19 protein-coding genes are annotated in these 26,308 nt (G+C 48.1%); 10 read left to right on the top strand and 9 right to left on the bottom strand.

The genetic code is table 11. The annotated features are described in order from the left end of the window. Positions 1-5: 5 nt before the first annotated feature. The 7 genes from H608_RS0106855 (at position 6) to H608_RS0106825 (ending at position 7,066) form a co-directional block, all read left to right on the top strand. Positions 6-926, top strand: a complete 921-nt coding sequence (locus H608_RS0106855; protein WP_028787025.1) for a homoserine kinase — start codon at positions 6-8, stop codon at positions 924-926. A 34-nt stretch (positions 927-960) separates the two neighbouring features. Next, on the top strand, positions 961-2,256 hold the full coding sequence (thrC, locus tag H608_RS0106850; RefSeq protein WP_028787024.1) for a threonine synthase: 1,296 nt from the start codon (positions 961-963) through the stop codon (positions 2,254-2,256). A gap of 60 nt (positions 2,257-2,316) precedes the next feature. Then, on the top strand, positions 2,317-2,880 hold the full coding sequence (locus H608_RS0106845) for a hypothetical protein (protein WP_028787023.1): 564 nt from the start codon (positions 2,317-2,319) through the stop codon (positions 2,878-2,880). A 113-nt stretch (positions 2,881-2,993) separates the two neighbouring features. Beyond that, positions 2,994-3,677, top strand: a complete 684-nt coding sequence (locus H608_RS0106840) for a succinate dehydrogenase cytochrome b subunit (protein ID WP_028787022.1) — start codon at positions 2,994-2,996, stop codon at positions 3,675-3,677. Between the two features lie 51 nt (positions 3,678-3,728). Beyond that, entirely contained in the window at positions 3,729-5,705 is a 1,977-nt protein-coding gene (locus H608_RS0106835; RefSeq protein ID WP_028787021.1) for a fumarate reductase/succinate dehydrogenase flavoprotein subunit, read from the top strand. 122 nt (positions 5,706-5,827) lie between these two features. After that, positions 5,828-6,178: a four helix bundle protein gene (locus H608_RS0106830; protein ID WP_028787020.1), complete on the top strand. Its 351-nt coding sequence runs from the start codon at positions 5,828-5,830 to the stop codon at positions 6,176-6,178. Positions 6,179-6,289: 111 nt separating this feature from the next. Beyond that, entirely contained in the window at positions 6,290-7,066 is a 777-nt protein-coding gene (locus H608_RS0106825) for a succinate dehydrogenase/fumarate reductase iron-sulfur subunit (protein ID WP_038007523.1), read from the top strand. A 129-nt stretch (positions 7,067-7,195) separates the two neighbouring features. Here H608_RS0106825 and H608_RS0106820 read toward each other — a convergent pair whose 3' ends face one another. Continuing rightward, positions 7,196-7,741, bottom strand: coding sequence for a hypothetical protein (locus tag H608_RS0106820; protein WP_155990077.1), 546 nt, complete (start codon positions 7,739-7,741; stop codon positions 7,196-7,198). A 147-nt stretch (positions 7,742-7,888) separates the two neighbouring features. Between H608_RS0106820 and H608_RS0106815 the strand changes: the two genes are divergently transcribed. Then, a complete protein-coding gene (locus H608_RS0106815) occupies positions 7,889-11,359 on the top strand; it encodes a hypothetical protein (RefSeq protein WP_028787017.1) in 3,471 nt (1,156 codons plus the stop codon). 110 nt (positions 11,360-11,469) lie between these two features. Here the strand turns inward: H608_RS0106815 and ychF are convergent, their stop codons facing one another. The 6 genes from ychF to H608_RS0106785 all read right to left on the bottom strand — a co-directional run bounded on the left by ychF (position 11,470) and on the right by H608_RS0106785 (position 22,591). Further along, positions 11,470-12,567 (bottom strand): redox-regulated ATPase YchF, encoded by a 1,098-nt coding sequence (ychF, locus tag H608_RS0106810; RefSeq protein ID WP_028787016.1) that lies wholly within the window; start codon positions 12,565-12,567, stop codon positions 11,470-11,472. Between the two features lie 182 nt (positions 12,568-12,749). Next, the gene (locus H608_RS0106805; RefSeq protein ID WP_028787015.1) at positions 12,750-14,240 is read right to left on the bottom strand and encodes a nucleoside recognition domain-containing protein; all 1,491 of its coding nucleotides are present in this window, start codon (positions 14,238-14,240) and stop codon (positions 12,750-12,752) included. Positions 14,241-14,394: 154 nt separating this feature from the next. Next, a complete protein-coding gene (locus tag H608_RS0106800; protein ID WP_028787014.1) occupies positions 14,395-16,869 on the bottom strand; it encodes an MG2 domain-containing protein in 2,475 nt (824 codons plus the stop codon). Positions 16,870-16,955: 86 nt separating this feature from the next. After that, positions 16,956-17,720 (bottom strand): DUF4397 domain-containing protein, encoded by a 765-nt coding sequence (locus tag H608_RS0106795; RefSeq protein WP_081658814.1) that lies wholly within the window; start codon positions 17,718-17,720, stop codon positions 16,956-16,958. A 35-nt stretch (positions 17,721-17,755) separates the two neighbouring features. Further along, positions 17,756-19,426, bottom strand: a complete 1,671-nt coding sequence (locus H608_RS21535) for a SusD/RagB family nutrient-binding outer membrane lipoprotein (protein WP_071836929.1) — start codon at positions 19,424-19,426, stop codon at positions 17,756-17,758. An 18-nt stretch (positions 19,427-19,444) separates the two neighbouring features. Continuing rightward, positions 19,445-22,591 (bottom strand): SusC/RagA family TonB-linked outer membrane protein, encoded by a 3,147-nt coding sequence (locus tag H608_RS0106785; RefSeq protein ID WP_028787012.1) that lies wholly within the window; start codon positions 22,589-22,591, stop codon positions 19,445-19,447. A gap of 419 nt (positions 22,592-23,010) precedes the next feature. Between H608_RS0106785 and H608_RS0106775 the strand changes: the two genes are divergently transcribed. Next, entirely contained in the window at positions 23,011-23,394 is a 384-nt protein-coding gene (locus H608_RS0106775; RefSeq protein WP_155990076.1) for a hypothetical protein, read from the top strand. A gap of 35 nt (positions 23,395-23,429) precedes the next feature. Next, entirely contained in the window at positions 23,430-23,810 is a 381-nt protein-coding gene (locus tag H608_RS0106770) for a hypothetical protein (RefSeq protein WP_028787010.1), read from the top strand. Positions 23,811-23,866: 56 nt separating this feature from the next. Here H608_RS0106770 and H608_RS0106765 read toward each other — a convergent pair whose 3' ends face one another. After that, complete coding sequence (locus H608_RS0106765) at positions 23,867-24,634, bottom strand: DUF4397 domain-containing protein (protein ID WP_028787009.1); 768 nt, start codon at positions 24,632-24,634, stop codon at positions 23,867-23,869. Between the two features lie 27 nt (positions 24,635-24,661). Then, positions 24,662-26,299, bottom strand: coding sequence for a SusD/RagB family nutrient-binding outer membrane lipoprotein (locus H608_RS0106760; RefSeq protein WP_028787008.1), 1,638 nt, complete (start codon positions 26,297-26,299; stop codon positions 24,662-24,664). Between the last annotated feature and the right edge of the window lie 9 nt (positions 26,300-26,308).

Here is a 26,308-nt window from a genome sequence, read left to right as displayed (position 1 = left end):
ATTTCATGAAAAAAATTACCGTTCACAGCCCCGGCACCGTTGCCAACCTGGTTTGTGGTTTCGATATATTGGGCCTCGCGTTGAAAGAGCCTTACGATATCATGGAGGTCACACTCACCGATCAGCCGGGTATCATTATTCACAACCGCGACGAATACAATTTACCAACCGATCCTGATAAGAACGTAGCCGGTGTGGTGTTCAAAGTAGCACTGGAACAGGCTGGCAGTTCGCAGGGATTTGAGGTGGTGATGGAAAAACGCATCAAGCCCGGCAGCGGTATCGGTTCCAGCGCAGCCAGTGCGGCGGGCGCGGCCGTTGCCGCCAATCATTTACTGGGAAATATTTTCAGCCGTGATGAGCTGGTACAACTTGCCATGCATGGAGAGAAACTCGCCGCGGGAGTCAAACATGCCGACAATATTGCGCCTTGCATACTCGGCGGTATCAGTCTTATCCGCAGCATTCATCCGCTCGATATTCTTTCCATTCCCGCACCTGATCTGTGGGTGACCGTCGTGCATCCGCAGGTGGAAGTGCGTACATCGGATGCGCGCCAGATCCTGCGGCAACAGGTGTTGCTCAAAGATGCCATCCGTCAATGGGGAAATATTGCGGGACTCGTTACCGGTTTTTTTACCAACGATCTCCAGCTTATCGGCCGTTCATTGGAAGATGTGATCATCGAGCCGGTACGCAGCATACTGATACCGGGTTTTGATGAAGTAAAAACAACCTGTCTCGCAGCAGGCGCCTTGGGCGGAGGCATTTCCGGTTCAGGCCCCTCTATTTTTATGCTGAGTGAACACCAGCACACGGCACAAAAAGTTGAAGCCGCCATGCAGGCAGTATACGAGCGATTGGGCATCGCGTATCACACGTATGTAACGACCATCAGCAAAACCGGCGTTACCATTATTGAATAATCCGGAACCATGCGTTCCTCAAAATTGATAAACGTTGAACTATTACAGCCTCAACCGTCAATCGCCGGTGGTCAGTTTCCGTGAAGCGGCCATCAAAGGCCAGGCGCCGGACAAAGGACTTTATTTCCCCGAAACATTACCGTCCGTCGATAAAGAACTCATTGAAAACATAGAGCAGTTTTCCAATGAAGAAATTGCGCTTCGGGTGATACGGCCCTATGTAGGTGATTGCATTCCGGAAAATGAATTGCAACGCATCGTCTCGGAAACAGTCAGCTTTCCCGTGCCCCTGGTTAAAGTAACAGAAGATATGTACTCGCTGGAACTTTTTCATGGACCCACATTGGCCTTCAAAGACACGGGCGCAAGATTTATGAGCCGCTGCCTCGGTTATTTTTTACGTAATGAAACCAAAAAAGTAACGGTGCTCGTTGCCACATCGGGCGACACGGGTGGGGCAGTAGCCAGTGGATTTTATGGTGTGGAAGGAGTAGAGGTGGTTATCCTTTACCCTTCGGGAAAAGTGAGCCCGGTGCAGGAAAAACAACTGACAACGCTTGGAAAAAATATCCGCGCGCTGGAAGTCAATGGCAGTTTCGATGATTGCCAGCGACTGGTAAAACAGGCATTTGCGGATGAAGAATTAAACCGGCAATTATTCCTTACCTCGGCCAACTCGATCAATGTGGCGCGTTGGCTTCCGCAGCAATTTTATTATTTCTTTGCCTGGAAGCAATGGCCTCACCGCGAGGCACCGCCGGTAATAGCCGTGCCCAGCGGCAACTTCGGTAATATCTGCGCGGGCATCCTGGCGGCGCGCACGGGGTTGCCGGTCAACCATTTTATCGCGGCCTGCAATGTCAACGATATTGCCAGTCACTACCTGTCTACCGGTGAACTCAAACCAAAACAAGCGGTGTCTACTTTGTCCAATGCGATGGATGTAGGGCATCCCAGCAATTTTGTACGCATACTGGAACTGTTTGGTTACGATGAACTGAAAGATTTTCTTTCAGCGGCCACCATTACAGATGAGGAAACCCTGCAAACGATTGGTTCCGTTTATAATCAATACGGATACCTGTGCGATCCGCATGGTGCGGTGGGTTTCCTGGCGCTGCAACGTTATCTGGAGTCGCATCCGGGCCAGCGCGGCTGGGTAGCGGAAACGGCGCATCCGGTCAAATTCCCGGAAGCAGTGGAAAAGGTGACGGGTAAACCCATTGAATGGCCGGAAGCGGTCAAAGACCTGGTGGGACGTCCGAAAAACAGCGTTGAAATGGAACCGGAATATGATGCGCTGCGGACCTGGCTGCTCAGCCAGATTTAACTGGTTTTTTGGGGAAATACGAGGGAGAAAGTTTGTTATCTTTGCAGGCGATTACCGCCTATGCATGATATAGAACCATTTTATAACTGGCGTCACATTTACGTGAGTGAAGAGGATAAACTTTCTCCCTTTTTTGACCGCACGTATTCTGAGTTTGAGTTTTCGCAAACTGTTTACAACTATTACATCCATCCGCAATGGGATGATTTCGGCAGCCGCACGCTTTACCTGAAAGTATTGCTGGCGGACTATGAGGAAGAATATGCCATCATCGAACTGATCGGCGAGTGGAACGATGCCATCGAAAATGATATTGCAGTACTCAAAAGGGAAGTGCTCGAGAAATTCATGTACGAGGGCATTCACAAATTCATCCTCATTGCAGAGAATGTGCTGAACTTTCACAGTGATACCTCCGATTATTACGAAGAGTTATTCGAAGAGCTGGCAGATGAAGATGGCTGGATTGTGTGTCTCAACATGCCGCAGGCAACGCAACATGATTTCCGCAAGAAACATCTGAACCGTTATATTGAGCTGGTAGAGCTGTTGAACTGGCGTACCTACAAACCTTTTCACCTGTTTAAAAAGATAGACGGAGAGCAGCAGGCGCGGTTGGAATAACGATACCGGCAAGGTTACCGGTGGCATTCCCGGCCCTATAGGAAAGTTTTTGTCATTGTTTCGTCATTCAATAGTAAATTTGCCAAAATTTTATCATCATCCTCTGATTACGTATGAAATGGTCTGAATTTTTTACTTCATCAATCGGCAAGAAGATCATCATGAGTTTGTCGGGTCTTTTTCTGATCGCCTTTCTCGTTGTACACGTTGGACTTAATGCCTGTATCTGGGCGATGGACGATGGTGTAATGTTCAACAAAGCCGCACATTTCATGGGAGCAAACGTTGTTCCGCGAATTTTGGAAATCGGTCTCTTTGCTGGTTTTCTGCTCCACATCATTCAGGGATTTGTACTGGTTGCGCAGAACAATGCGAAACGCAAGATCGGGTACAATGTGAAAATGGGAAGCCGTGGCAGCACCTGGTACAGCAAGTCCATGGGCCTGCTCGGCACGTTGCTGTTGCTGTTCCTGATCATGCACATTGCACATTTCTGGGTTCCTTCCCGCATTACAGGTCTTGAACCGGTCTTTATCGATGGTAAAGAATACCACAATCTTTATGGTGAAATGGTAGCGGTATTTACCGACAATCCGCTGGTAGTTGCTTTATATGTGATAGGTTGTATTTCTCTCGCGTGGCATTTGCTGCACGGCTTCCAGAGCGCCTTCCGCACGCTGGGGCTGAGCAACCACAAATACATCAAACTGATCCAGGGACTCGGAGCCGGGTTCTCTATTATCGTACCGCTGGCGTTCGCGATGATGCCGGTAAGCTTCTACTTCGGCTGGGTTTAACAGCCGGCCTTGATTTTCAGATTTGCAAATTTTCAAATCTTCAAATTGATTATGTTAGATTCAAAAATCCCTGCTGGTAAATTAGAAGAAAAGTGGGTTGACTATAAAGGCCATTGCAAACTGGTAAACCCCGCCAATAAACGTAAACTGGAAGTGATCGTCGTTGGTACCGGTCTGGCCGGTGCTTCGGCGGCGGCTTCACTCGGTGAGCTCGGCTACCAGGTTAAAGCGTTCTGCTTTCAGGATTCTCCCCGTCGCGCGCACTCTATCGCTGCTCAGGGAGGTATCAATGCTGCAAAAAACTACCAGAATGACGGGGACTCGGTCTTCCGTCTTTTTTATGATACGATCAAAGGAGGCGACTACCGCGCGCGCGAAGCCAACGTACATCGACTGGCCGAAGTGAGTGTCAATATCATTGACCAGTGCGTGGCACAAGGTGTGCCTTTCGCGCGTGAATACGGCGGCCTGCTGAACAACCGCTCTTTTGGTGGCACGCAGGTGAAACGTACCTTTTATGCGGCAGGTCAGACCGGCCAGCAGTTGCTGATCGGTGCATACCAGGCGCTGGAACGCCAGGTGGCCATTGGCAATGTAAAAATGTATTCCCGCCACGAAATGCTCGAGATCGTGAAGATCGATGGCAAAGCCCGTGGTATCATAGCCCGCAATCTCGTAACCGGCGAACTCGAGCGTTACTTCGGTCACGCCGTGTTGCTTTGCACCGGTGGATATGGCAACGTATTCTACCTGTCTACCAACGCCATGGGTTCCAACGTTACGGCTGCCTGGAAAGCACACCGCCAGGGTGCTTATTTCAGCAATCCCTGCTTCACGCAGATTCACCCAACCTGTATCCCTGTTACCGGCGATCACCAGAGCAAACTGACCCTCATGTCGGAATCGCTCCGCAACGACGGCCGTATCTGGGTGCCCAAACAAAAAGACGATCCCCGCAAAGCCAACGATATTCCCGAAGACGAGCGCGATTACTATCTCGAACGCCGTTATCCCGCCTTCGGTAACCTGGTTCCCCGTGACGTAGCTTCCCGCGCTGCCAAAGAGCGTTGCGATGCCGGCTACGGGGTAGGTACCACCAAACAAGCGGTTTACCTCGACTTCCGTTTCAACCTCATCAATAAATACGGACGTACCGAAGCCAACAAACTCGGTATCGAAAATCCGGATGAAGCCACGCTGGTTCGCCTGGGTAAAGAAGTGGTGAAAGAAGAATACGGTAACCTTTTCGACATGTACGAGAAGATCACCGGTGAGAACCCTTATGAAGTACCGATGCGCATCTATCCTGCGGTTCACTATACCATGGGTGGTCTGTGGGTCGACTACGAGCTCATGACCAACGTAAAAGGTTTGTATGCATTAGGTGAAGCCAACTTCAGTGATCACGGTGCCAACCGTCTCGGGGCATCTGCGCTGATGCAGGGACTGGCCGATGGTTACTTCGTTATTCCTTATACGATCGGTAACTACCTTGCCGACGAGATTGCAACGAAAGCCATTCCCACCACGCACGAAGCATTTGAAGCGTCGGAGAAAGAAGTAGCGGGCCGTCTGGAAAGGCTGATGTCTATCAAAGGCAAGCAAAGTGTGGAAAGCTTCCACAAACGTTTGGGCAAGATCATGTGGGAAAAATGTGGTATGGCGCGCAATGCAAAAGGTCTCACCGAAGCGATCGCGGAAATACAACAATTGAAAAAAGAATTCTGGTCAGACGTACGCATACCCGGCACCATCAACGAAATGAACCCCGAGCTGGACAAAGCCGGCCGCGTGGCTGACTTCATCGAGCTGGGCGAGCTGATGTGCCTTGACGCACTTGAGCGCAATGAAAGCTGCGGTGGTCACTTCCGCGAGGAAAGCCAGACACCCGATGGCGAAGCAGAGCGTAAGGACGATGAGTTCATGTATGTCGCCGCCTGGGAATTCAAAGGCGAAAGTAATTGGCAGTTGCACAAGGAGGAGTTGAAGTATGAGGTGATTAAGCCGAGCCAGCGGAACTACAAGTAATGTGCAAATGTGCCCCGACTTCGTCGGGGGCCATTTGTAAATGTGTAGGGAGAAAAATAGTTCTTTATAAACGTGGTTTTCCTTTGGTGATTTTTTACCGAATTGAAAGATTGCAGGTAAAAATGTCTAACCGGAAAAATTTAATAGTCGACAAGTCATTAGCCTTTGCTACAGATATCATAAGATTTTGTGATTTATTGAGCCGGAGTCATAAATACGCCGTAGCTAATCAATTGCTTAGAAGCGGAACAGCGATAGGCGCAAATGTTTTTGAGGCGCAGGACGCAGAGAGTCGCGCGGATTTTATTCACAAAATGAAAATCGCAGCGAAGGAAACAAGCGAGAGTATTTATTGGTTATTGATATGTGAAAGGAGTGAAACATATCCTGAAAACAGTTCTTTAAAAGAACAAGCGCTTGAGTTAAAGCGCTTGTTATCGCGAATCATTTTATCTGCCAGGCAATCGGTATAACCGAAAGGCGGAAAGATGCAGGGAATAATAAATTGACGTGAAAATGATAATCATTTTCACACGGCCCACGACGAAGTCGGGGCACATTTTCAAATTTTCACATTCCTCATTATGGAACATTATACAATGAACCTCACACTCAAAGTGTGGAGACAAGCAAACAAGAACGTAGTAGGCCGGTTTGAAACCTATTCCGTTACTGATATTTCTTCTGAAATGTCATTCCTGGAAATGTTTGATGTGTTGAACGAGCGGTTGATCCAGGAAGGAAAAGAGCCGATCGCATTCGACCACGATTGCCGCGAAGGCATTTGTGGCATGTGCTCGATGTATATCGACGGACGCCCGCATGGTCCCTGGCATGGTACAACCACCTGCCAGTTGCACATGCGCGCTTTCAAAGACGGCGATACCATCACCGTTGAACCCTGGCGCGCCAATGCATTCCCCGTATTGAAAGACCTCATCGTTGACCGTACCGCTTTTGACCGGATTATTCAGTCTGGTGGCTACGTATCGGTGAACACCGGTGTTTCGGTTGACGGTAATGCCATCCCTATTGAAAAAGAAAAAGCGGACAAAGCGTTCGCAGCGGCCGCCTGTATCGGTTGCGGTGCCTGCGTCGCAGCTTGCAAAAACTCTTCAGCCCTGCTGTTTGTGTCAGCGAAAGTGTCGCATCTTTCCCTGCTGCCGCAAGGTGGCCCCGAACGCAAGACACGCGCCCTCGCCATGGTGGCACAAATGGATAAAGAAGGATTTGGTTCCTGCACCAATACCGGCGCTTGCGAAGCGGTGTGTCCGAAAGAGATTTCCATCACCAACATCGCCCGCCTGAACAGCGAATACCTGAAAGCAGGTCTCAGCGCAGATCTGAGCCCGACGAGTTAATAAACAGCTGTATTAAGTTTTAAGCCAGTGAATCCAACAGCCTTGGTTCGTGTATGCACGAACCAAGGAATAAAAGGCATTCACGATTCATCATTGATCATTGAGATTTTTGACTTTTTACTTTTGAATTTAAAACACTCTTCCCACTTTAATTCCCGTATGAAAAAGCGATCGGGTCTGGGGCTCGCGCACCCATTGCAAATAAGGACCTGCCGACCATTTTTCCCCGAAAGAATAATAACCGCCCGCCTGCGCCGTCAATAAAAACCCCGGATCGCCGCGATACAAGCCTAATCCCGGACCTGCCGCCACAAACAACCACGCCCGCTGTGTAACCGTAAAGCCCGCGCCACCTTCCACACGCGCAACCAGGTAAGGTTTGTTGGTAAAGGAATATCCCGCTGTAGTCATTTTTTTGCCTGCATAACCGGCAAGTTCAGCACCCGCCAGCCAGTTCAGCTGTACCGGTATTGCTTTTTTTCCATCGGGCACTCCCTTACTGTACCATTGCCAGCCGATACCCAGGCCCGCCACATGCGTAGCGGCAAAGTCGCCAACCGGTATGTTCACCGATGCATCGGCCAGGTGATGACGCTTGTCCTGACCGTGAGCCATCATGGCGTAACACCAGAAACTAATACAGACTACAAAACGTAAAGAATAGCGTAAAAACATAAGGGAGAACTGTTTGCCAGCACCCAAGTTCTCACTTTTTTCGTAAATAAAACCGACGGCGATGGTCATACGCAATAAATGGCCGAAATTTACGCTTTCGAGTAAAACTCACTGCTTTTGCGTGTTGTGCGGAGAATAATATCGGTTTTGATCCTGCTGTGCCTGTTCGTTCGGAGCTACGGGCAATTGCCTGTGCCGGGCGCTGCCAGCTCCAACCTCCGCAAAAAACTCATCGAAGTAAAAGCCGACAGCATCCGGCTCGATACACTTTCGATTATTCCCGGTACATTGGTGGTTACAGAAGTGGATACGGCATCCTACAGCCTTGACTTTGTACGCAGCATGCTTTACTGGAAACAACGTCCAACAGCCGGTATGATTGCCGTCACCTATCGCGTGTTTCCCTATAAACTGAATCCCGTTGCCCAAACGCTGAACTTCGACAGCCTCGTTACCTATTCGGTCGCTTCCTCTTCACCGCTGCCGATCCTGCAAAACGAAGGGAGAGGGCTGTTCAATTTTGGTAATATCCAGGCATCCGGTAGTTTCGGGCGGCAAATCGGTTTTGGTAATAACCAGGATGCGGTGTTGAACTCTACCCTCAATATTCAACTGAGCGGTATGCTGGGTGACAGTATCGAATTGCAGGCCGCGATCACCGACAACAACATTCCTATTCAACCCGACGGCAATACGCAACAATTGAATGAATTTGATGAAGTGTATATACGTTTCCGGAAAAAGAACTGGCAACTCAACATTGGCGATATCGACATCCGGCAGAATCAGTCTTATTTCCTCCGTTTTTATAAACGATTGCAGGGTTTATCCTTTCAAACGACCAACGAGATCACACCCGGGTTACAATCCAACACATTGGTCAGCGGATCCATTGCCAAAGGAAAGTTTACCCGCAACGTGATCCAGGGACTGGAAGGCAACCAGGGACCTTATCGCCTGCAAGGCGCCAACAACGAAGTTTTCTTTATTGTACTTGCCAATACCGAACGTGTATTTATCGACGGTGAATTATTGCAACGTGGCGAAGACCAGGATTATGTGATCAATTATAATACTGCGGAAGTCACGTTCACGCCACGCAGGATGATCACCAAAGACAGCCGTATCCAGATTGAATTTGAATATGCAGACCGTAATTTTCTCAACGCCAATATTTACCTGAACCAGGAAGTGGTCATTGATAAAAAAGCTACCGTCCGCATCGGATTTTTCAACAACAGCGATGCTAAAAACTCTTCTATCAACCAGGTGCTCGACACAAGGCAGAAGCAATTCTTGTCGGAGTTAGGAGACAGTATTCAGAAGGCATTTTATCCATCTGCGGCACTCGACACGTTTGCAGCGGGTAAAGTATTGTATGAAAAAATATACTATAATCCGGGTACGGGACTCGATTCATTTTATCGTTATTCCACCGATCCGGATCAGGCCAAATACAGCCTGGCTTTTACGGATGTAGGGCAGGGCAATGGCAACTATGTACCAAGTTTCAATGGCGCCAATGGTAAAGTGTTTGAATTCATCGATCCCATCGCCGGCGTAAAACAGGGCCGTTACGAACCGGTGCTCTTACTGATCACACCAAAGAAACAACAGTTACTGAACCTGGGATTAGACTATCAGCTCAACAAAAACACGCTCGTAAAGGTCGAAGGGGCGATGAGTAATTATGATGTGAATACCTTCTCGCGGGTAGACAATGGAGATGACAACGGATATGCCGGAAAGTTTCAGGTCTTCAATACTGCATTGCTCAAAAAGAAAAATAAACTGCAACTCATTACGTCCGGTGATTATGAATACGTGCAACAAAAATTCAGGCCGCTGGAACGTTTGCGCAGTGTAGAATTTTCGCGTGACTGGGGCCTGCCTTTACTTCCCGAACCGGCGAATGAACAAATTATCCGTGCATCGGCTGGATTAAGAAACGAGGCCGGGCATACCTTCAACTACCGCATTACCACCTATAACCGTTCTGCTTCTTACAATGGTGTGCAACATGCCGTGCTGCACCAGGGCGACTTTGGCGGATGGCGCTTCAACAATGAACTGGTGCTGACGAATTTTGAAACAGGCCGCAACCAGGGATCGTTCCTGCGTCCGACGATCGACATCAACAAAGAATTAAAAAAACTGGACAACTGGCGCTTAGGCTTCCGGTATGCTTTGGAACATAACAAGGTGCAAGACAAAAGCACGGACAGCCTGACTGCCGATGCATTTTCTTTTGATACTTATTCCGTTTATTTCCGTTCCGATGAAAGAAAGCGCAACCGCTACGGCGCTACGTTTTTCACACGTGCAGACAAATACAAATACCCGGCAGCCAATGAATTCACCAAAGGCGACCGCAGCTACAACCTCAATCTGCAGGCAGAGTTGCTGGGAAATGCATCGCGGCAATTGTATGTGAATACCACCTTCCGTAAACTGCATATCTATGACAAAAAAATCACCACCCAAACGGAAGATGAAACCATTCTCGGCCGGGTGGAATATGTGATGAATGAATGGAAAGGATTAATCACGGGAAACGTTTTATACGAAGTAGGATCGGGGCAGGAGCAGAAACGTGACTATGCTTATCTTGAGGTGCCCGCAGGTACGGGACAATTTGCCTGGATCGATTACAACGAGGACGGTCTTCAGCAATTAAATGAATTTGAACTCGCTGCTTTTCCTGACCAGGCAAAATTCATCCGCATTTTTACACCGACCAATGAATACATCAAAGCGAATTACACGACGCTGAATTATAGCATAGCCCTCAATCCGCGCGTGAAATGGGGTAACAGCAATGCTTCGGCCTTTCACCAATTCATCGGACGATTCAATCTCGGGTCGTCGATGCAGATCACCAAAAAGTCGCTGGCCAAGGGAAATTTTGAATTTAATCCGTTTAAATATGGCGTGAATGATACCGGCCTCATCACCTTGAATACAGTTTTGCTGAATACACTTTCGTTCAACCGTTTCGGCAGCAAATGGGGTGTGGACCTCAGCAATTTGCGGAGCAGTGGTAAATCATTACTTACTTATGGATATGAAAGTCGCCGCTCGCGTGACTGGACATTGAAACTGCGCTGGAATCTCAACAGGGCATTTCAGTTACTGGTTAATTCACGCTACGCCAACAATGAATTGTATACTGATAACGCGCAGTTTGATAATCGCAACTACGATCTCAACAGCCAGAGTGTGGAACCGGTATTAACCTTTATCCGCGGAACCACATTCCGTCTTGCGTCGGGATATAAATACGAAACGAAAAGAAATGAGCCGGTATTCGGTGGCGAGAAAGCGGTGTCGAACAGGTTTACGGCAGAAACCAAATACAATATTCTGCAGAATACCTCGATCTCCGGTAAATTCAGTTATGAAGACATCAACTACAAAGCGGCGGTTGGCAGCACCACCACCACGGTGAGTTATATTATGCTGGATGGTTTGTTGCCCGGTAAAAATTTCCTTTGGAATATCACCCTGACCAAAAGGTTGCTGAATAACCTGGAGTTAAATTTTCAGTATGATGGACGCAAGCCTGGCAGTACCCGCACGATTCATACCGGAAGAGCGACTATTACAGCGTTACTGTAGTAAGTATTAAGTAATAAGTTTTAAGTAGTAAGTTAACAGCCACAAGTTCATTTTTCAGACTCTGCGGGCTGTTTTACTTATAACTTACTACTTACAACTTATAACTGTTCTCACACATTAAACCGGAAATGCATCACATCACCATCTTTCACAATGTATTCCTTTCCTTCAATGCGCAGCTTGCCTGCTTCGCGGGCGGCGGCTTCGGTTTTATATTGTACGTAATCGTCGTAGCCGATCACTTCAGCTTTGATAAAACCTTTTTCGAAGTCGGTATGGATCACACCGGCTGCGGCGGGCGCTTTCCAACCCTGGTGGATGGTCCAGGCACGCACTTCCTGCACACCGGCGGTGAAATAAGTATAAAGATTGAGGAGTTTATAGGCTGAGTGGATCAGGCGGTCTAGAGCCGGCTCGGTCATACCGTATTCTTCCATGAACAATTGACGGTCGTCCACATTATCCATCTCGGCGATTTGCGCTTCGATGTTGTTGTTCATGATGATTACTTCAGCATTTTCATTCTTCACGGCTTCTTTCAGCATTTCGGAATATTTATTACCGGTGTGCATGGAAGCTTCGTCCACGTTGGCAACGTACAATACGGGTTTGTCCGTCAGCAGGAACAGATCCGCTACCGCGATCTTGTCTTCTTTGCTCAGTCCGAGCTCGCGGATGCTGCGACCTTTTTCGAGATGATCTTTGCAAAGCTGCAAAACGGCGAGTTCTGCCTTGGCCTTGGGATCGGTTTTGGCCATTTTCTCGGTTTTCGACATCTTTTTCTCGATGCTCTCCAGGTCTTTCAACTGCAGTTCGGTATCGATGATCTCTTTGTCGCTAACAGGGTTGATCGCGCCTTCTTCACGCAGTACGTTTTCGTCTTCGAAACAGCGGATCACATGGATAACGGCATCCACCTCGCGGATGTTGCCGAGGAATTTGTTGCCCAGCCCTTCACCGCGGCTGGCACCTTTTACCAGTCCGGCGATATCAACAATTTCGATCTGCGTAGGCACAACCCGTTGAGGCTGTACAAGTTCGGCCAGTTTGCTCAGGCGGCTATCGGGTACATCGACTAGCCCCACGTTGGGTTCGATGGTACAGAAACGGTAGTTGCTGGCCTGTGCTTTTGCGCTGTTGCTCACCGCGTTAAAGAGCGTTGATTTGCCCACATTCGGAAGACCGACGATGCCTGCCTGTAATGCCATGGTAATTCGAGATTTTCAGTTTTAAGTAAAATTCGGCGCGCGAAGATACGAAACAAAAAGCGCAGGGCGCTTTTTGAATGTGAAAATGTGCCCTGCGGGATGTGGAAATGTGAAAATGTGGAGATGGAACAGCCATGACTCTTCCATTGACGATTGACCATTCACCATTCACGATGATTCACTTACCCGAAAAACAGGTAACACAAACTTATCGCCGTGATAATGCCCACCAGGTCGGCCAGCAACATGGCCCCGATAGAATAACGCGTATTCTTGATGCCCACGGCGCCGAAATAAACGGCAATCACATAAAAAGTGGTGTCGGAGGAACCCTGCAGAATGCAGGAGAGACGGCCGGCAAACGAATCCGGGCCGAAAGCGTTCATCGTATCGAACATCATTCCGCGTGCGCCACTGCCGCTCATTGGTTTGATCAGGGCGGTCGGCAGGCCGTCTACAAAACGCGTATCGGCCCCAAAGGCTCCGAATAGTTGTTTCATACCGGCAATCACCACGTCAAACGTGCCGCTGCTGCGGAGCAGGCTGATGGCAACGAGTATGCCTACCAGGTAGGGAATAATGCGGATAGCGGTTTCAAAACCGCCCTTGGCGCCCTCTACGAATGCGTCGAAGATATTGATACGTTTATACAGCCCACCCAACGTAATCAATAAGAAGATAGATAAAATCAGGCCATTGCTCAATTGATCTGAAAAGAGGTTTACACCGACTGTATTCATCGACACCAGCAACAGCACCAGTCCGGCGATCAGCGCCGACAATCCGCCTACCCATAAAATGACTACGGGCTGAAACAACCGGATCTTTTGTTTGAAGGCAACGATGATCATGGCGGCGATGGTGGCCATAAACGTAGCGATCATACAGGGCAGGAAAATATCGGTGGGATTGGCTGCCCGTACGGAAGCACGTGCCGCAATGATCGTGATAGGAATCAACGTAAGACCGGATGCATGGAGGCAGAGAAACATTACCTGCGCGTTGGAGGCTCTTTCTTTATCCGGGTTAAGTTCCTGCAGGCTCTCCATGGCTTTGATGCCGAAAGGTGTGGCAGCGTTATCGAGGTTGAGCATGTTGGCCGAGAAGTTCATCATCATGTGACCGATGGCCGGATGATTTTTAGGCACTTCGGGAAATAATTTGGAAAAGAAAGGTCCCACGATGCGCGAAAGAAAACGGACGCCGCCGGCTCTTTCTGCAATGCTCATGAATCCCATGAACAAAGCCATGATGCCTATTAATCCTAAACAGATGTTGACGGCACTCTTACAGGTTTCTATTACACCATCTACCGGCTTTTGTAGTCTGCCGGTAACATAAGAATATTCGACTGCACGTAAGGCTGTGAATTTACCGGTGAGAATTTTTACAGAATCCGAAGCAAGATTATCGGTCAGCAAAAATTTAGTGCTTTCATCCGGCGCATCCTGGCGCTTGAAAGAGTAGGGCGCCACTTTGCGTGTAAAGCTGTCGATGGAAGGGTAACCATATTTTGCCGGATCGCCGATAGCGTAGAAACGGAATTCGTCTTTCGACGAACCGGTTACCATTCGTCCGAATATATCATCCTGGCTGCCATTGAAGGCAAACCGGAACAGGGCTACACTTAAAGCAACGATTATAAAAGCGGACCAGATTCTGCTTAATGCCATGAGGGAAATTCAAAAGTCAAAAACGTGAATGGTGAATAGTCAATAGTGAATAGTCAATAGTGAATAGTCAATAGTGAATAGTCAATAGTGAATATAGCCATTTACCTGAAATTTATTACTTACTACTTAATACTTACTACTTAATACTTACTACTCACTCGAGTATCTGCTCCTTCCAAACCAACTCACCATCCCGGCTGATACCCTGTATAATCAATTTAAATTTACTACCTGAATCGTTATTAAAAAAACGGAAACGGTACTGCTTATCGTTGGCGGGCCGAAGTTTGCCGCTCCAATAAAGTGTATAACGCTGATCGGCGGTGGTCATTGAGTCGCCGCGCGCATAAGGTGGATCGAAAAAGTCCCTGCTTACGGCATAGCCTTCTTTCTTTACACGAATATAACGTTTGTCATAGACCCGCGCAGCGGCATCGAAACCATTTTTGGTGTAGATGGCGATGGCTCCCTGGGAGGCACCCAATGCGGCCGCTTCATTTTTCATTACTTTGATCAGCGCCACATCTTCCACTGTCAACGTATTGATCACGTCGAAACTCACATTTATTTCATTCAGGAAGTAGGCAATGCCGTTTTCTTCCATTACAATGCCATTGCTGATCGATCCGTCGGAACTGCCGGCCAGTTCTTCAGTGCCGCCACTGGCGGATCCCATGCCGGCAAAACGATTCATGGTAACGCTCGTAGGGGCAAATGGATTACCTTCAATCGTAATTCCCGGTATAGCTGCTTGTATCATTTGCCAGATGGTTCTGTAGGATTTATAAGCTGTCGGATCGATCGAACGGCCCATAAGGAATGGGCCTCCTGCATAAGCCACGTTGAGTGAGTCTTCCCGCGATAGCTTACGCGATTTGATCACAATATTGTTTAGCATCTTCACACTGTCCTGCAGTTGTTGCGTGTGTTGGTTCATGGCAAGCGCCAACGCTCTTTGCTGCGCCAGCAACTCCGCCGAATCAAGCGTAATTTCCGGGCGATAGCGGCTTTTCTGTAAACTATCGATGTAAGTAGGCAGCATGTGTACATCCACAATGAAGTTTGAACGCTTGTTGTCTGTTCCCATGTAGGCCACTTCGGCACTTTTGATAAAATTAACATCCGGCAAAATGAATTCACCCTTATCCGTAAGCGTAGCCTCCGCCAGCAATGACGAGGAATCCACGCCTCTGATCATGAACGACACCTTACCATCTTTGATCAGTTCTTTGCTGTCACTTTTCGTTACGGTGCCCCGGTAACTCATCGCTGACTCTACGGGATAACTGATAACAGGCTTCTCTTTTGCAAGAAGTTGTTTCCATTCAAAACGGCGCCATCCCTGTGTCATCAGCAACAAATCCAGATGACGAAGGGTAGCAGTGTCTTTGTTGCGGAAATAATATCCGGGTTGATGAATATAACCCTTGATATCACTACCCAGCAACAACGATGCGATCAGGTTATCCGCATTGTTGTGAACGGGTTCTCCGGCTGTGTAGCTCGATACCTGGGCCGACAGGGCATACACTTTATCTTGCGGCAATCCGAAGCTTACGGTGTTACGTTTGCGTGCAGCCAATCCCTTTTCTTCGTGGTGTATGTCGGGTTGTGTAAGCTGATAATTTTCGATAAAACAGATACGTTCGGCAACCGGCATATGTTGCTGGTCAAATACGGTTATATGTAATATGCCCGGAGGCAGGTCTTTTTTGTTGATGGAAACGGCGTTCTGTTCTTCGTCAAGGTTGAGTTTGGCGCGATATACGATCTCATAATTGATCTGTGCAATCACTTCAAGCTCGCGGAACCGTGCTTTGTTTTGTTCGCTGCGGTTAACCAGCACAAAAAGCCGTTTTGCATTGGTGTTTTCGATACGCAGGGTAACACCGTCGCTTTTTACCGGCGGCAGTACATATTTACGCTCTGCAGAACCGCCAAAACGCACATATGCAGCATATGATTTTCCGGCTGCGGGTGTAAGTTCCACCAGGCCCATGCCATTGTGTTCGGTTTTGAAAGTGGTAACGCGTGAGCCGGTATTATCCGCAATGTAGCCTTCTATACTCACCGGCATACCATTGGCGTCAGTGGCATGAAAGGCCACGCGGTTGTTGAGTCCGAGTATCCATTCGCCCCCTTCGGGCAGAAAGCGCAGGTTGAGTACTGCTTTGGCCTCTGTTGTTTTTGCTTCAGAGGGGCTTGCTCCCTGGATATAAATATTTTTATGACTAACAAATGCCGGAAAATTCAGCATCCATAAAGTATAAGCGCTGAGTGAGTAAGTGCCGGTAGCTAATCCGGAAGGAATATCCATATCAACGGCAGCACTGGCAACTGTATCGAGCCGGTACATTTTTTTCTGTACCACTTTGCCGTTCTTGTCGGCCAGTTCTACATAAGCGATGCGGCTTAAGAAGCTGGGCGATTGATCCAGCAGGCACCAAAGTTTACCCCAAATCGTTTCTCCTGCGCCATATATGTCCCGGTCGGTATGCAGGTATACTTTTTCCTGCGGATAATTATCTCTGAAGTCAGCCAGCGCCGAATCGGGAGCCGACCACAACGCCGTCTGTGAGTGGGATGAAGCAGCGATGGCCAGACATATAGCAAGAAGCGTTATACGCATATATTCGATTTTGGATGGATAAAAAAAACTGACCCCGTCCGCTACATTTCTTCACGGACGGGGAACAGTTGAATACTCACACGAATTTATTTGTTATAAACAAATGAAATTTTTGGACTGCGGATATCTGTTGTCGGCAATCCGCGATAGCCACGCGCATAAACAGTAAATACGCGCTGGTTAGCTACCGTACTTGCACTGGTGTAAGCGGTTCCCAAAGTAGTGGTGCCACCTGCATCACGAAGCGTCCATGCCAGCGAGTTACCGGCCGGCAGCAGGAAGGCCTCGGTTGTCCCTTTGTAAGGAATATTAGCCGCCACACGGTCCGGGCCGAAATAAAGATCGATACCGGTAGAGTTCGGGATCAGGTTCACAAAGCGAAACTCTGTATAACCGGAATCGGGCTTGTTGGAGGCATCGATGGTTGTAACGCCAACCGTATTTTCCAACGTGTCGGTAAAGTGAATAGTCTGGTAAATATTTGCCTTTACATTATACGTGCCTTCATGCAGTACTATTGAATCACGATTGGTTCCTACGAATGGAATGGTGAGGCTGACCTTGTTATCGCCGGGTGCGAAGGCCAGGTAATCTGCATACGAGTTGCCTCCGGTATTCAGACCTCCACCCGGATAAGGCGTGCTATAGGTGATGGCACTACTGACCTTCTCTCCATTTACTTTGATGATAATGCCCGGATTTTTAGCATAAGGGCAGGCGTGATTAATCTTTACTAAAGCCTTGCCGTCAGTATATTCAAACGGAGCGCTACGCAGTTCATTTTTCTTGCAGGAAAACGTTACTGCGGATAGTACCATTAGGGCGAGAGCTCCGGTAATAATATGTCGCATAAAATTTAATTTAAAAAGGTGAAATCCCTGGTTGATTAAGGTTGGCTGAACCACATTTCTTTGGTATGATAGTCCTGCTGCAACGCACCGATACGGTTCAGTTCATCCCGGTTATAGGTATACTCGGAAGTGAAGTGAGGGCGCACGCGGTAAACAGGTTTGCCATCGTTTGTTGCGGAAAGTGGAACAGGCATTTTAAAGGATTTATATACCTGGTCGCCTGTATCCGGATCAAGGTCAAGATAGTGATAACGACGCATATCCACCCATGTTTCAAAGAATCCCCATGCCCACAGCGCAATGTATTTCTGCAGCATAATATCGGTGCGCGTCAATGTACCGGCGGACTGTTTCACATTGGCGCTGTTCAGGTAACGCGTGATATTAGTGGCAGAGATCGGGCTGTTGTTGTACAGGTTGGCGGCACCGCGGATATTACCATAGCTTCTGTTGATGAAATCGAAATGTGCCTGGATGCCCGCGCGGTAAGCGGTATAAGCCGTAGACCGGTCGCCGGCAATAAACGCAGCTTCCGCTTTGATAAATTGCATTTCGGCCAGTGTCATCACCGGATAAACCGCCTTGTTTTTGAACAGGTATTTACCATTGTTTTCAAATACGTTGGCGCTTGGGTTGGTATACATACTATCTCCCCAGTTAATGGCAACGCGTTTACGTGCGTTGATCCAGTTGGTAGAGTTGACAGCATAAGTACCGGTCAGTGAAGAATAAGGATCACCTACGCCAGGTTCCACACCTCTGTAACCCCCGTTGCCGTTGGTGGTATCCTGCGAGGCTGCCAGCATGTAAGACATACGGGGATCGCGGTTGTAACCAACGCTGCTGCCGGCCAGTGTGGTGCCGTCAAGCAGGCCAACAATGAATGTACTCTGGCGCCATAGCCGTGCGTTGTCCCTGAAAGTTCCGAAGTAATTTGAATTGTTATTCAGGTTTGCATCAAACGGTACGCAGAAGTCATCGTCCACAGTTGTCATGGCATTGTTCACGTACTTGATAACGGAGTCGGCCTTATAAGTGGATTTGTTGGATTGATGGTGCCATACACGTGCTAAGGTTCCGTAAACGAATTTTTTCCATTTCTCCAGGTTGCCCGAGTATACCAAATCGGCACCGGAAAGTGTACCCGAATTACCGCGGGCAATGCCCTGGTCGAGGTATTGAAGCGCCAGTCGGCACAGTGAGTCAACACCTTTGTACACCACAGCCTGCGAGTCGTATTTGAAAGAATACAATCCTTCTTTAAAAGCTTCGCTAAAAGGAATATCAGAGTTATAGTCTGTTGTATGCAGGAATGACCAGGCTTTCAATGCAAGCGCTACACCTACATATTGCGGTTCGTTATCCTTCAACCCTTTGTCGATGATGTAATTAATGTTAGGGCCGTGGTTAAGATAAGTAAGTGTCCACGTAGCGGCCATGGTACCGCCGCTCCAGGCATAACCCTGTGCGTCGTATACGTTCTGGTTGGCGCTGTTCCAGGTAAGCCAGTTCTGAACGAACTTGGCCACATACAGTCCACCGTCCGATTGCAGGGCGGTGGGAATGGCCGAAAGTGTCTGAGGCAGTACAGAACGGTTGGACGGATTTTGCGTGGTATCAGGATCGCTGTTGATGTCTAGGTATTTTTTACAACCTGTCCCCATCGTCAACGCTGCCAATATTATTATTAAATATTTCTTTGTCATTGTCAGATTGTTTAGCGGTTAGAAAACAAATTTTACACCGAAGTTGAATGCGCGTGGAGTAGGAATGGCGCCATAATCGATGCCGGCACCTCCAAAACCTTTGGCGTTGGATGCATTCAGGGCGTTGGTGTTCGGATCCATGCCGCTGTAGTTGGTAATAATGAACAGATCCGTTCCTGTTGCATATACGCTGGCTGATTTAAAGAACTTTTGACGCTTCAGTAACTTAGAAGACAAGTCATAAGCAATTGTGATGTCGCGCATACGGAGCCAGTTTACATTTTCGATGTAGTCAGACTCTGCAATCACACCATTGTAATAGTTGTTGCGGAAATAAGGGGTGATGGCGATGGTGTTGATCGATGGCTTGTCGGTGTTTTCCAGACCATCTTTCAATACACCTTCGATCACGCGCGGCTGCTCACGGTCAAGTGTACGCACGCTCGAACCGTTCATCGTCATCATCATTTCGTTGGCATTGAACACATCGCCACCTTTGCGGAGATCAAGATTGAATGACAAAGAAAAGTTCTTGTAGGAAACGGAGTTGATGATGCCGATTTTGAAATCCGGCTGGCGGTCGCCGATAGTTACGTAGTCCGTGGTAGACTGGATAGGAAGACCAGTGGTCGGAGAAATCAGTAACTGACCTTTGTTATTACGCTCAAAAGTAAAACCAGAGAGGTTAGCAAGAGACTGACCTACTGCTACCTGTGAACGTACGCTGCCAAATACCCATGTATCAGAATCATAGTAGAACGGAAGATCGCCCGGAAGTTTTTCGATCGTTGTTCTGGCTTTGTCGAAGTTAACAGTTACGTCCCAGTTGAAGTCTTTACTGCGAACGGGGCTGCCGGTAAGTTGAATCTCCCATCCTTTAGCGGCCAGACGTCCACCGTTGAACCAGCGGAGAATAAAGCCTGTAGCATAGCTGATGCGGTTAGCCAGGATGTTGTCCTTTATTTTGTTATTGAAATAAGCCACATCAAGACCAAGACGGTTCTTCAGGAATTTCAGTTCACCACCGATCTCCATATTCTTGTTGAACTCAGGGCGCAGGTTGGTATTGTTACCCGTTACACCCAAGGCAAAGCCACCACCGGTAGACAGTACGCTTCCGAATGAAGGGTCAATGATATAAGGCGAGTAGGGGCCGCGACCCGTGGTTGCATATGAAGCACGCAGTTTCGCAAAGCTCAGCCAGCTTTTGGTTGCTTCCATGAATTTCAGATCGGATACAATAAAGCTGCCTGATACAGATCCGTAATTGAAGAATGGCTGCTTGTTGTAAAATTTGGAAGTAAGGTTGGATACGCCTTCGCGTGTGCCGGTGACAGTTACATACACGAGGTTGTTGTACCCAAGCGTGTAGCCGCCATAGAAACGCACTTTACGCGTATCACGGCGAGACAGTGATGCAATGCGGCTGGTAGGATCCGTGTTATTGATAGACACGAAATCGATCTCATAAAATTTTTCACCTCTTTGAGAATTGAGCGTTTGCTTGTTGTCTTCAAAGAAGCCGCCGAGATAGAACGAGTTGGTGAACTTCTTCGCAATCGTTTTGCTGTAGTTCAAACGAAAGGTACCATTAAGGCCATTGAACACCTGCTCATAAGTGGAGAGGTAGCCGCCCAGGGTATAACCTTCCCGTGAATAGGGGTGATATACCATGGTGCCCATGGTAGTGAAAGAGTTGATACCGAGGATACCGGTTGCTGTCAGGTCTTTAGCCAGTTTGGCGGTAAGGCTGATGTTGCCGGTAAGGTTATCGTTACGGTCGTTCGATCTGTTTTTGTTTACATCCCAGAAAGGGTTGTTCAGTTCTGCGGCAGGCGATACATTTCTTAATACTTTCCTGGTGCCGTCGGCGTTGATGTAATCGCGGGCATCTACATCGGTAGGATAGGTCATCAGGTTCGTATAAAAACTACCTGCGCTTTTGGTCGCTTTATCATTGTCTGAGCGAACATAAGCAATGGTCGTATTCAGTTTGAAACGTTTGCTCAATTCTGCAAATGCAGAAAAACGGAAATTATAACGTACCAGTTTGGTATTCGGTACAACACCTGTTGAATTTACATAACCACCGGAAAGGCGATAGTTGAGGGTAGAAGTACCCGCCTCCAGTGAAACGTTGTGTTGCTGACTGAAAGCGGTACGGAAGAAATTGCGGATATTGTCGTAGCGCGGTGTATTATCGGGGTACTTGGGACCGAAGAAAGAATACCCGTAGGAATTATACGCTGTAGGATCGTAAGCACCATTGGCACCACGTGAATAGGTAGACTGCGTTTCAGGGTAGCGGTAAACCTGTGAAATCGAAAGTGCGTTTGTGTAAGTCACCTGTGTTTTACCCGTCTTGCCCTTTTTGGTAGTGATAACGATAGCTCCACCGGCACCGTCTGATCCGTATAAAGCGGTGGCTTCAGGACCTTTCAGGATAGTAACGCTCTCGATATCTTCGGGGTTCATATCCGCGATACGATTGGTATAGTCGCTGTTCCTGTTGGAAAGAGCGAGGGTTGCCGCACCTGATGCAGAAGTGGTGATGGATGCGCTGTTAAGATCGTTCTGGTCAACGGACGCATCGACAACCGGCATACCGTCTACTACAAATAGCGGCGTGTTACTGCCGCCGATCGACGTACCACCACGCAACATAATCTGGGCACTTGCGCCGGGTAATCCGGACGTGGATGTAACGGTGAGGCCCGGCACGCGACCAGCAAGGGCATTCAGAAAGTTGGTCCGTTTTGTCTGCGCAATTTCCTCGCCACTTACAGTAGGGGCCTGGTAAGCCAGTTCGCGTTTGTTACGCTTCTGACCATAACCCGTCACTACCACGTTCTCCATGTCATTCTCCGCAGATACCAGTTTTACATTCACCAGGGTTCCAGCCGGTACGGTAACTGTTTGCGCAACATAACCCACGAAGGTGAAATGAAGTTTGTGGCCTGTAGCGGCCTCGATGGCATAATAACCAACAGAGTTGGTTTGTGTCTTTTTGCCGTTGGTTTGGTTCGATACGGTCACACCTGGCATAGGTGTGCCATCATCTGCCAGTACCGTGCCCGATACAGATCTCTCCTGTGCCTTCAATGCCGGTGGCAGCAATAAAAACAGCAGGAAGCAAGCAAGGGGAAAGAGCAGGTTTCTTCTCATAGCTGTGAGTTGTTTTGGTTATAAAAATGGACAAATAAAGCTTCAACTGTTACAGGTTAGCTCTCCGGGATAAACCGGCCGTTTTTTTCAATGGAATAGGTTTGTAAAGTGGTATGCCTCACGAAAAGCATACAGAATGAAGAGAAGAAATACAGTGACCAGCCGAGTTTCTTCATAAGCAGTGTCAACGCTAATGTATCATTAATTCCGCACAATAGCGCAAAAAGCTGAAAAAAAATGCAGAGGGAACAAATTAGCCTTCAACTCAACCGCAGAAAGCCGCAAATAGAAAAATCACGGATACTGTCGCAGTAGTTTCTACTCAATCATTTATGGGTTTGTACCCGATCGCACCAACTCGCGGGGCATAGTGCTGGTATCGTTCACGCGTTTTTGTATTTTACTGAAAACTTGATCATATGAAAAAAACAATGTGCTTTGTCCTGGCAGCGACAACAATGCTGCTTTGCTCCTTCGCACCGGCTGGTTCGGGAGCTGTAGTTAAAACGGCCCAAAAAATGGTAGTAGTGACGGGGGATGAGTCCTTCATTATTACTACTGGTATCGGTTACGGCGCCCGTGAGTTCATTCTTTATGTAGAACGGGTCGGCAATGAAGCCGGCGAGGGTAATGTTGAATTTGACGTCGACATCTTTGTTGATGGCAATCCTTATTATCCGGAAACGCATCACGTCAGCATGTCTGATGGCCAACTCACACTCCAGCAGGCAAGACAGGCGGGAGCAACAGTAGGCACAGATGTATATCCGGTAACAGATGCTTACAACATTTATTACTATTAAACCTCGTATTTCTTAATCACCGAAAACTTGATCGTATGAAAAAAACAATGTTCGTAGTCCTCGCAGCGACAACCATGCTGCTTTGCTCTTTCACTCCATCCGGTACAGCCTCAGTGGCTAAGTTCAACAAACAGACTGTGGTAGTAGGAGATGAAACCTTCTACATCACTACCGGCGTAGGTATCGGCGCCCGTGAGTTTATTCTCTCTGTTGAACGGCAGGGAAATGAAGCCGGTGAAGGCAATGTCGAATTTGATGTCGATATCATGTATAACGGCAGCTCTTCACAAATTCAGTCGCACCATGTAAGCATGTACAATGGTCAGCTTACGCTTTCTGAAACGAGGCAGTCGTCTGTTGTGATTGGTACAGACGTTGATCCGGCCAGCGGTCCGTACAATCTCTATTACTACTAAAAAGAAAAGAGGCTGTCGTCTGACAGCCTCTTTTCTTTCAGAAACTTTCATTTCTGTTACCAGATCGTATGGCTTGAGAGCAAACGTCCGGTACCGGTGGTAAGAACGTTGTTATAGTTGCCTCTTGCCACCACTACATAACTTCTTTTCTTGGTGGTGGTATATCCGATCAATTCATTCAGTACCGTATTGGTTCCTGCTACATAGGTCCGCAAGGTATCACCGGCTGCATGTGCACCAGGATAAGTGATGAACTCCGTCACCTGGCTTGGAGCAATATTGGTGAAAATTCTGCGGCCAAAGAAGCTGGAATACAGATCAACCGCAGGTGCAGTACCGCCATTGGTAAGGTACATGAAGTTGCCGAACTTCAAACGCGATGTTGAATCCGAAGGAATCTCGATGTTATTCTTCACCGTTACCTGTTTGATGCGGATGATCGAATCGTACAGGAACACTGTATAAGAAGAGTTAGCATCGAAATTGCCGTTGAAGGTAAGCGGTACCTGTGTGGAGGTAGCCAGCGTGTCGCGCACCACGAATGAACGCAGGCCTGCCGTCATCTTAAGTCCATAGCTTGAAGAGTGTACCGGCAGTGTTTCACCATAAACCATTTGTGCGCCCGACACCTGTTTACCATCCACGTATACATAGTTACGGGTAGCACTTCCGGCTAGGTTCACAAATTTTACATATACTGAATTGGAAGCATCCTTATCCAGCTTGTTGCGGTCGTTGAGATTTTTGTCGCAGGAGGAGATCAGCGCTGCCAGTGCCACCAGAGATCCCGCTGCAAGAAATTTTATATGCTTGATTTTTTTCATGTTGCATTGTTTTTATTGGTGGATAGATCAGGGCTGTGTATACCACATTTCTTTGGTGTGATAGTCGAGGTCCAGCGCACCGATTCTTCTCAGTTCGTCTACGTTGTAGAGATATTCAGAGTTGTAACGCGGACGGCAGCGGTAAACAACTTTACCTGAGTTATTCACATAACGGCGGTCAACAGGAGGCAGCTCAAATCCGCGATATACCTGCAAACCAGTGGCTGTTTCCGTATCAGTGTAGTGGAAACGGCGCATATCCGTCCAGGTTTCATATACACCATACCCGTAGAGTGCGATATACTTTTGCAACATGATATGCGAAAGTGTCAGCTGGTTTGGATCGGCAGGTACCACACGCGTATCAGCCAGGTATGAAGTGATCATACCGGAGGTGATCTTACGGGCTTCCGGAACATTTTTGGGATACACCGTAGCCAGCATGTCCATGCTCAGGCGGATGCCTTCACGGTAAGCCGCGAGTGCAAGGCCTTTCTGGCCTTTGCGGTATTGCGCTTCTGCCTCCACAAATTTCATCTCGCATGCAGTAATGATCGGGAAAGCGGGGCCGTTCTGATAAACGTAACGTACAGTATCCGGAGTAGGTGCCGTTGTTACCGCATTTAAACCACCCCAGAAGTTATTGGGACGATCATTTGCCACAGGCAGTACGGCTGTTTCCAGACCATAAGTAGGACGGAAGCCTTTGAAGGTGCCATTCGGATTCTCGCGCAGGATATACCACGCACGTGGATCGTTCACGCCATTAAACATCTCATTTACGCCCGACATGAGATCAGCAATAAACTTAGACTGGCGTTGTACACCAAAGTTGGCGCGCTGCGGACCCCAGAAGTGGAAAGTACCGGTAGGACCTGCATTGGAAAATTTTGCGTAAGTGTTCTCGGCATTGGTTGTTGCGGCCAATTGAGTGTATTTAATTACGGAATCGGGCTTGTAATCAGCTTTGTTGGAAAGCTGGTTGTATGAACGCGCCAATACACCGTAAGCAAATTTTTTCCATTTGTTCACGTCGCCTTCGTTCATGTACTTGTCGCCGATAGCCAGGTTGGCCTGACTTACGTTGCCATCTGTGCGGTTGAGGAACTCAATTGCCAGGTGAGCGTTGCGACGTACTTCGTCGTATACTTCGGCTTGTGTGTCGTATTTAAATACACGCAGGTTCGTGTTAAAGGCTTCTTTCAGGATCACTTCACCGTAAGTATTGGTGAGTGTGAGCCATGACCATGCGCGGATGGCATAAGCCACACCCACATAATCCCATTTCTCTTGCTCACTGCCCCATTGGATAACACGGTTGAGGTTCTGTCCCTGGCCATAATAATGCATGGCCCATACGTTGCCGAGCAGGTCACTGTTACCGATTACACCGCCCAGCGCATCATACTGGTTGCTGGCCGTATTCTGGACCCAGAACTGGATATACTTGCCGAGATACATGCCATCCTGTGTAGTACCATAGTTGGTACCGGCAGCAGAAAAGCTACAGGTCATGTTGTCAATAATGCCTGGCAACAATTGCTCAATGGGTTTTACAGTTTCCGCATTGGGATTGAGGTAGGCATCGTCGATTTGTTTGCTACAGCTTCCCAGCAGCAGTGCTGCCATCCCCGAAGCCATGCAAATACCAAATATCTTTTTCATGTTCATTTC

The sequence above is a fragment of the Terrimonas ferruginea DSM 30193 genome, assembly GCF_000425585.1.
Classification (GTDB): domain Bacteria; phylum Bacteroidota; class Bacteroidia; order Chitinophagales; family Chitinophagaceae; genus Terrimonas; species Terrimonas ferruginea.
This window is presented reverse-complemented; position numbering and strand designations above follow the sequence as displayed.

Bases quoted from the DNA above. Each gene is read 5' to 3' on its own strand.
- H608_RS0106855 (WP_028787025.1), top strand. From the start codon at position 6: ATGAAAAAAATTACCGTTCACAGCCCCGGCACCGTTGCCAACCTGGTT.
- H608_RS0106845 (WP_028787023.1), top strand. From the start codon at position 2,317: ATGCATGATATAGAACCATTTTATAACTGGCGTCACATTTACGTGAGT.
- H608_RS0106840 (WP_028787022.1), top strand. From the start codon at position 2,994: ATGAAATGGTCTGAATTTTTTACTTCATCAATCGGCAAGAAGATCATC.
- H608_RS0106835 (WP_028787021.1), top strand. From the start codon at position 3,729: ATGTTAGATTCAAAAATCCCTGCTGGTAAATTAGAAGAAAAGTGGGTT.
- H608_RS0106830 (WP_028787020.1), top strand. From the start codon at position 5,828: ATGTCTAACCGGAAAAATTTAATAGTCGACAAGTCATTAGCCTTTGCT.
- H608_RS0106825 (WP_038007523.1), top strand. From the start codon at position 6,290: ATGGAACATTATACAATGAACCTCACACTCAAAGTGTGGAGACAAGCA.
- H608_RS0106820 (WP_155990077.1), bottom strand. From the start codon at position 7,741: ATGTTTTTACGCTATTCTTTACGTTTTGTAGTCTGTATTAGTTTCTGG.
- ychF (WP_028787016.1), bottom strand. From the start codon at position 12,567: ATGGCATTACAGGCAGGCATCGTCGGTCTTCCGAATGTGGGCAAATCA.
- H608_RS0106805 (WP_028787015.1), bottom strand. From the start codon at position 14,240: ATGGCATTAAGCAGAATCTGGTCCGCTTTTATAATCGTTGCTTTAAGT.
- H608_RS0106800 (WP_028787014.1), bottom strand. From the start codon at position 16,869: ATGCGTATAACGCTTCTTGCTATATGTCTGGCCATCGCTGCTTCATCC.
- H608_RS0106795 (WP_081658814.1), bottom strand. From the start codon at position 17,720: ATGCGACATATTATTACCGGAGCTCTCGCCCTAATGGTACTATCCGCA.
- H608_RS21535 (WP_071836929.1), bottom strand. From the start codon at position 19,426: ATGACAAAGAAATATTTAATAATAATATTGGCAGCGTTGACGATGGGG.
- H608_RS0106785 (WP_028787012.1), bottom strand. From the start codon at position 22,591: ATGAGAAGAAACCTGCTCTTTCCCCTTGCTTGCTTCCTGCTGTTTTTA.
- H608_RS0106775 (WP_155990076.1), top strand. From the start codon at position 23,011: ATGAAAAAAACAATGTGCTTTGTCCTGGCAGCGACAACAATGCTGCTT.
- H608_RS0106770 (WP_028787010.1), top strand. From the start codon at position 23,430: ATGAAAAAAACAATGTTCGTAGTCCTCGCAGCGACAACCATGCTGCTT.
- H608_RS0106765 (WP_028787009.1), bottom strand. From the start codon at position 24,634: ATGAAAAAAATCAAGCATATAAAATTTCTTGCAGCGGGATCTCTGGTG.
- H608_RS0106760 (WP_028787008.1), bottom strand. From the start codon at position 26,299: ATGAAAAAGATATTTGGTATTTGCATGGCTTCGGGGATGGCAGCACTG.